We start from the raw sequence: 6,704 nt of genomic DNA, 5'->3' as shown, positions 1-6,704 counted from the left end.
ATCCAATAAACGCTTGGGGAGAGAATACCTCTACTTTTTCAGAAGCAATTCTGTCTAAGCAAGTAATCTCTGTGAACCAAGAATCCCCGTCTCTTTAGAGCGGGGAGTGTCAACATGTTAGTTATCGTCTGTGGGACTACCTCGGCCGTTTATGTGGTGGGAGGGTTTTTTCAGATGCTCACCGAGGGAGAAATTAACAAAGCCTTTAGCGATCGCCGGATGAATAAAGAGATGGAATGCTTAGAAAATCACGTCATAATCTGCGGTTTTGGGCGCATAGGACGCATTCTAACGACTAAATTGGCAAAAACAGCCCAATCCTTTATTATCGTCGATAATAACCCCGATCGCATTGGATTAGCTCAGGAAAAAGGTTATATAACTCTTAATGGTAACGCCACCGATGAAAGTATTCTCCAAAAAGCCGGTATCGACAAAGCGCGAGTTTTAGCGACGGTGTTGCCCGATGATGCCTTAAATGTCTTTATCACTTTAACCGCAAGAGAACTCAGTCCGCAACTATACATCATCGCCAGGGGAGAATATCCCAGCACCGAGAAAAAATTAAAACTAGCCGGAGCCGATCAAGTGGTTTTACCTGCTACCATTGGAGCAGAGAGAATGGCCCATTTAATCTCCCATCCGGCCGCGATTGATTTTTTACAGGAAGATGAAGGTAGGCGCAATCTTAACGAATTATTAGCCGATATCGACCTGCAATTTGAAGAATACTCAATTTTAGGCGATTCGCCCTTTTTGGGACAACCCATCAGTCAGATGGAAGTGCGGGGACAGGGTGCTTTTATTATCGTCGCTGTCCGTCAATTTGATGGTCGTGTCATCACCCATCCCGACCATTCCACCATTCTACAGCAAGGCGATACGGTCATTTTATTAGGTCATCGGGGCGATGTTCCCAATTTTGCCCGTCGTTATGCTCTGCGTCGAGAAATGCGCTATCGGGGGTCTTCTTGGTAGGATATTTAACCAGAACAAAGTTTAGCTTTTCTGGAATTAATTTCCCTGCGGATGGAGATATTACTAACTTACTAATTATCTCCAGAGACAGCTATGAAATTAACCTATCGCGGCATTCCTTACGACAAAAATCCCACTGCCCCCGTTGCTTCCAGTCCGATGATTTTAAGCTATCGTGGTGTTCCCTATTTAAAAAACCGTGGTGTCGTTCAAACTATTCAGAAACAGGTAGCCGTTACCTATCGCGGTCAAGCCTATCATATCATGCAATCTCTAGCTTCTTTGCCCACGGAAAAACCCTCTTTAAGTTTTTAACTTCTAGTTCATTTTTCAATCAATCTCCTTTAAATATTGTCAATTAATGATCACAGCAATTACCTTAAACGGGTTTTATCTTCCCTCTTGCTACAAGGGGGATTTTTTACTTGTTTTGCCAGCAAGGAATAACTACCTAAGCAAAATTAATTACACATATTTTTCCCTTCCGCAGTTCCCCAGTCCTGATGTTCCCCCTTTCCAGATTCTGAATTTAATTTTCTCGAACTGCTGATAGTTATCAGTTTTTTGTAGAATAGGGAGATTGAGAAAACGAACATCTGCCCCTATGATAAGATTCCCTTTGACTGGTCGTTATTCTGGTTTATGCGTCTTGTTCACTTTATTCTGGTTAAGCGGTCAATCTTTGCCAGTGCGAGCGGAAAAAATCTATAGTCCCGTCCCCCTAATCCTCAATAAAGAAATTAACGATACTCTCACCGACAAAGATATTCCCACGGGGGAGGGAGGGTTTGCTAGGGATTATACCGTAGATTTGGACAAGGATGATCAGGTGGCCATCGATCTCAAATCGGAAAACTTTGATGGAGTTTTAATTCTCCTGGCCGACGATGGTTCCACTGTAGCGGAAAATGATGATGGTCCCGATGGTGGCACTAATGCTCTCCTGTTTGCACGCATTACCGAGTCGGGTAAATATATTATTCGGGTGAGAGCTTTCGGAGAAACCGGTGGGGGAAAATTTACCCTGAAATTAACCCGTTTACGGGCCGTGGAGGGGAAAAATTAGCTAATTATTGTCAAAAAAACCAAGAATAGAGCCTCTGTCCACTCTACCACCGCACCGTAGGTATCACCGGTGTGACCGCGAAGACGACGATATAACCAGTAACCAGTAAGCAGAGCGAGGGCGATTCCGGCACTAATGGCGATTATTCCCCACCTTAGACCACCAAATAGGGCGATTAACCCCCAAATTACTCCCCCACAGTCCCAGGGAAGACAAAAAGCCACTTTATGAAAGGCTCCCTTACCGGTGGGTTTGAGGTAGGGATAAAGAGCGATCGCCATTACTTGCCCCCAACGTCCCCAAATTGGTGCTAAAATTAGAGCTAAGGCTCGATTATCGCTTAAATCAGTCAAAGCGGCGATTTTTAGCAGCAAAACCATGGTCACGGCCATGACTCCAAAGGCCCCAGTAACACTATCGGCCATGACCGCTAAACGACGCGGGGGGTCGGTGACAGCTAAACCATCGGCCGTGTCACTAACTCCATCAAGGTGTAGTCCTCCGGTTAGATAAACCCAAACCCCCACAAGGACAACCGCACGAGTTAGGGGTGGCATTCCCAGACCAGCTAGAGTTATATCGAGCAAAACCAGAATTAAACCCAAAAATAAGCCCACTAAGGGAATCCATCGGGCAATTCTACCAAAATCAGGCCACGCAATCGGAACGGGAATAATCGTGTAAAAAGCGATTGCGCCTAAAAATGAGCGAATTTCTTGACAAATGAAGTTAAATATGGTAATAAATCCCCCCCCCAATTCGCTCCCGTAATGGGATCGTTTCTCATAAAGATGAAGTATAACCTAATTTTGTATCGGCCACCCTGTGGGATTTTCAAAACATGAGAACGCCTATAATAATTCGACATAACACGGTTACTTGTAATTTTATTAGGAAAAGTTCTTGTGATCGCTCTATAGGAGAGTAATATGCGGAAAGATTTCTTAAAAAAATGTGTATTTAGCGTGATATGTGGAAAGTTTCCGTATAATCCATAGTTAGGCCAAACAGTGAAGTCCGTCAAGGTTGCCTGTTTCAATTAGAGATTAGGTGATCGCAAAATGGTTCGCTTCCTTGTTCAGTCCACAGGGGTTATTCGCGATCATGGAAATTAAGAATAGTTAAGTGATCGGGCATAACACACCATTGGAGCGGACAATATTAATGGGTTTTTGTTGGGGGGGAAATACGATCATTTACCGCTCAATTAAACCTTTGGGTAAACACGAGGTATTCGTTTTTTAGGTAAGTTTCAGCAATTTTAAAGATCACAGAAGGAGTTAAATATGTCAGCAGAGAATATTCCTATTCAAATACAAGATAGAGATAATGTACTTGTGGCTGATGAAGGCATAGAATGGCGTTATGGAAAACGCCCTGATTATTCAGGAACGAATAAAACATTAAGGGCGCAAAGCGAAAAACACCATCCAACTGGCTCATTAGAAGCTATTGCACAAAATTTAGTAAGAACATTTGAAATGGAAGCCACTTATAAGCTAAATCCAAATCAATGGACATCGGTGGATATACATCAGTTTAGAATGCGTACTAACCACGGTCCGGAATATACGGTACAAGACATTATAGAACGCGGAACTTATAATTTATTTTTAGGCGAAACACCGGTTTATAGTTCAAAAGCAGAAGATTTTGAATCAGGTGCAGCAAGTTTTATGAATGCTTTTAAAACTGGCTTTGTTTGGGAAGTTATTGAAGCTTATAGCGGTCCGCCAAGAGTTATTTTTAAATGGAGGCATTGGGGAACACATCAAGGAGAATTTAAAGGTCACGCGCCTACCAACAAACTAATTGAGGTATATGGCATTACAATTGCTGATGTAAATGCAGATTTAAAACTGACTTATGTCGAACATTTTTTTGATAATAGCCAATTTTTAGAAAAATTGGTTTCTGGCGGAAAGTGTCCAATGCACGGTTAGGAGAGGATAACTAAGTGCGGTGGCGAAGGCACTACGTGGCAGTACGCTGATCTTGTCGGTTGGGTTGACGGCTGTTACCCAACACCCTCAAAACCAAGATTAAATGCAGTAGGATAGAGAGCGAAAAAATATTCTAGGTTGCCGTGAATGGAAGCGTCTATATTGAAACAAGTATTTTTGGGCATTTAACCGCCAGACCCACTGACAATCTGATCGTTGCTGCTAATATCAAGATCACCCAGGATTGGTGGAACGAACATAGTAGCTCATTTACGCTTTACGCATCAGAGATCGTTGAAGATGAGGCAGCTAAGGGAGATCCGATAATCGCCGCTCAACGGTTAAACTTGTTACAATCCCTAATGCTTCTCGAACTTACGGAAGATGCGTTTGAACTTTCGCAAGCGTTTCTGACTCAAAGCAATCTGCCACTAAAGGCATCTAATGACGCTTTACATATGGCATTAGCAACCGTCTATAACTTAGATTATTTGCTAACATGGAACTGCAAGCACATGGCAAATGCCCAAATTCAGCGTAAGCTGGCTCAGATTAGTTCTGATCTCGGATATATATTGCCAGTTATTTGCACTCCTTATGAGCTTATTGGATATAACCTAGAGGTCTAGTCATGTATAAAAATGAAATTCTCGATGAAATTCACAAGTATAGAGAAGAATACGCTCAATCGTTTCAATATGACTTAAGAGCTATTTTTAATGACTTAAAGCAGAAGCAACTGGCTCATAAAGATAGATTAGTTAGGTTGCCAATTAAGCGAGCGTCTAACAAATCACTGCACCCGACCGCCGGCTAAAGCATTCAATGGAACCGCTAAATCTATAGTGCGATGGCGAAGGCACTGCGTAGCAGTACGCTGATCTTGTCGGTTGGGTTGACAGAAAAAATCCAACTGTGATCTTTGACTTCATTCCAATTTGTGCGGACTGTATTCAGGTGTTACCTGCTGTGATACCCAGCAAGTGAGCCTGTTTGTTGAGTTGAGGAGTAAAATAGGGGAAGTCTTAATCTGATATTTAGTAATGGATAGAAGCATTATAGAACGGCAATCGCTACTTGAAGCAGTCAAGGCTCTCCCTGATGAGGCTTTAGTGGAACTGTCTAATTTTCTTGACTATCTTCGCTATAAAGCAGCCCATCAAAGAGAACTGACCACTCACTCTTCTAGTTTTCTGCTTGCAGTTGCAGGTTTAGGCAACTCTGGTCAACAGGATATTTCAGAACGTGATGAAGAGATTCTAGGCAATGAGATTGATCCGGTGTATGGCTGGAATCTTAAACCAAGCAATTCAGTATGACAGCAATCCTCGACACCAGTTTTTTGTTTGCTTTAACTGATCAGGGAGATCGCAATCATCAACGGGTGTTGGCTATTGCTCAAAGCGTGAATGAGCCATTGGTTCTACCTGTCGTTGTCTTGCCTGAGAGCTGCTATCTGATTGCATCAAGATTGGGACACCAAGCAATGCGCCGTTTTGTATCCAGTATGACACCTGATGCGGTTCAAGTTGAACCTGTAATCCCAGAAGACTTGGTACGAGTGCATGAGATCTTGGAACAATATGCTGACAATCAGCTTGACTTTACCGATGCAGCGATCGTTGCCATAGCTGAAAGGCTCGCTATTACTCGCGTTTATACGCTCGATCGTCGAGATTTTTCGATCATTCGTCCAAGTCACTGCGATTACTTTGAGTTATTCCCTTGAACCGTCAGCTAACAATGCGTGGCAGCGGACGGGCGAAAGCTGCTGGTGCTGAGTTTGAGTTCATCTACCGCCGCTGCACTTCACCATTAGCCATTGCTGTAGGGTGCGTTCCCTAATGTGGCTCCTACTGCTCCAGCGATCGATTTTGGGGAACGCACCATGCAGATTGATTGCAGCTGTGGGTTTAAGTGCGATGGCGAAGGCACTGGGTAGCAGAGCGCATCGCCCCATAGTTTGAGTTGAGCGCAACAATACGAAGTCGAAAATAGCTCAATTCGCTTGAAAAAGCGCAACCCAACAACTTCGACGATTACTCTTTACCAATTCTATAATCTAAGAGTAAGGAGACCAGGGACCGATGACGGTTTCTCCTCGCTTCTCTTTTTCTGCTAATTCCAAGTTTAAGGTTAATAATTTCTCTAAAATATCTTCATCAGCTTGGAAGTGATATGCTTCCATTACTAGCTTGTCTAATTTCTGATGGAGTTGATACAGTTGGCTACTGGGTTCGTTAAAGAATTGGTTATATAGTTTGGTGATTCCCCATTGTTTTTTCTCCATCTGTTGGCTGCGGTATTCGTGTAATTCCCCGGCGGTTTGACGGATTTTTTCGACAAGTTCCTGTGAAGGTGTCTGGGGAAAGGGGAAGGTTTCAAAACAGGTGTTATGAGTGTAGCGAGTATCGCCTTTAAGAGTTGAACTTTGAGCTTTTATCCAAATTCGATGTATATTTGATGTTAAGATACCGAGAATATAGAAATCATCGGAGGCTACAACAGTAGTTGAGTCAGCAGGAAGCCATTCTTTTTTAGCCGGAAGGAAAATAAACCATTTAGAATGTCTAGGAATAGTAAAGTAACAAGCTAAAGATTCAAGGCTCTTCGGGAATTGTTATGCAAATAATTAACTTAAAATAAAATTCGATGAGAGCACCTACGCTCAAAAGTAGCTGAAATCCATACAGGGAAGGACTTAAGGCACAAACAGG

General features: G+C 42.8%; 8 protein-coding genes and 2 pseudogenes. 8 read left to right on the top strand and 2 right to left on the bottom strand.

Annotation, left to right across the window (positions count from 1 at the left end; all coding sequences use genetic code 11):
- Nucleotides 1–114 precede the first annotated feature (114 nt).
- The 3 genes and pseudogenes from H6F92_RS24165 to H6F92_RS24155 all read left to right on the top strand — a co-directional run.
- Nucleotides 115–978, top strand: a pseudogene (locus H6F92_RS24165) (potassium channel family protein); the annotation flags it as partial.
- Nucleotides 979–1,071: 93 nt separating this feature from the next.
- On the top strand, nt 1,072–1,293 hold the full coding sequence (locus H6F92_RS24160; protein WP_190359790.1) for a DUF4278 domain-containing protein: 222 nt from the start codon (nt 1,072–1,074) through the stop codon (nt 1,291–1,293).
- A gap of 289 nt (nt 1,294–1,582) precedes the next feature.
- Entirely contained in the window at nt 1,583–2,044 is a 462-nt protein-coding gene (locus H6F92_RS24155) for a PPC domain-containing protein (protein ID WP_190359789.1), read from the top strand.
- Here the strand turns inward: H6F92_RS24155 and cobS are convergent.
- On the bottom strand, nt 2,041–2,802 hold the full coding sequence (gene cobS / locus H6F92_RS24150) for an adenosylcobinamide-GDP ribazoletransferase (protein WP_199308318.1): 762 nt from the start codon (nt 2,800–2,802) through the stop codon (nt 2,041–2,043). The two genes, H6F92_RS24155 and cobS, sit on opposite strands and share 4 nt — an antisense overlap.
- A gap of 528 nt (nt 2,803–3,330) precedes the next feature.
- Between cobS and H6F92_RS24145 the strand changes: the two genes are divergently transcribed.
- From H6F92_RS24145 to H6F92_RS24125, 5 genes are all read left to right on the top strand, one after another.
- Nucleotides 3,331–3,987 carry a nuclear transport factor 2 family protein gene (locus H6F92_RS24145; protein ID WP_002742903.1) on the top strand — a complete coding sequence of 219 codons (657 nt, stop codon included), beginning with the start codon at nt 3,331–3,333 and terminating at the stop codon, nt 3,985–3,987.
- Between the two features lie 143 nt (nt 3,988–4,130).
- Nucleotides 4,131–4,616 carry a type II toxin-antitoxin system VapC family toxin gene (locus H6F92_RS24140; RefSeq protein ID WP_002797897.1) on the top strand — a complete coding sequence of 162 codons (486 nt, stop codon included), beginning with the start codon at nt 4,131–4,133 and terminating at the stop codon, nt 4,614–4,616.
- 2 nt (nt 4,617–4,618) lie between these two features.
- Nucleotides 4,619–4,804, top strand: a complete 186-nt coding sequence (locus H6F92_RS24135) for a hypothetical protein (RefSeq protein WP_002757942.1) — start codon at nt 4,619–4,621, stop codon at nt 4,802–4,804.
- A gap of 226 nt (nt 4,805–5,030) precedes the next feature.
- Nucleotides 5,031–5,306 (top strand): hypothetical protein, encoded by a 276-nt coding sequence (locus tag H6F92_RS24130; RefSeq protein WP_149988193.1) that lies wholly within the window; start codon nt 5,031–5,033, stop codon nt 5,304–5,306.
- Nucleotides 5,303–5,716, top strand: a complete 414-nt coding sequence (locus tag H6F92_RS24125) for a type II toxin-antitoxin system VapC family toxin (protein WP_190359788.1) — start codon at nt 5,303–5,305, stop codon at nt 5,714–5,716. The genes H6F92_RS24130 and H6F92_RS24125 overlap by 4 nt, the downstream gene beginning before the upstream one ends.
- A gap of 333 nt (nt 5,717–6,049) precedes the next feature.
- Here the strand turns inward: H6F92_RS24125 and H6F92_RS24120 are convergent.
- Nucleotides 6,050–6,595: pseudogene (locus H6F92_RS24120) on the bottom strand (type IIL restriction-modification enzyme MmeI); the annotation flags it as partial.
- Nucleotides 6,596–6,704 lie beyond the last annotated feature (109 nt).

The organism is Microcystis wesenbergii FACHB-1317, assembly GCF_014696875.1.
In the GTDB taxonomy this organism is placed as follows: Bacteria; Cyanobacteriota; Cyanobacteriia; order Cyanobacteriales; family Microcystaceae; genus Microcystis; species Microcystis wesenbergii_A.
Note: the sequence above shows the minus strand (reverse complement) of the source record. Positions and strands in the feature narration are given on the sequence as shown.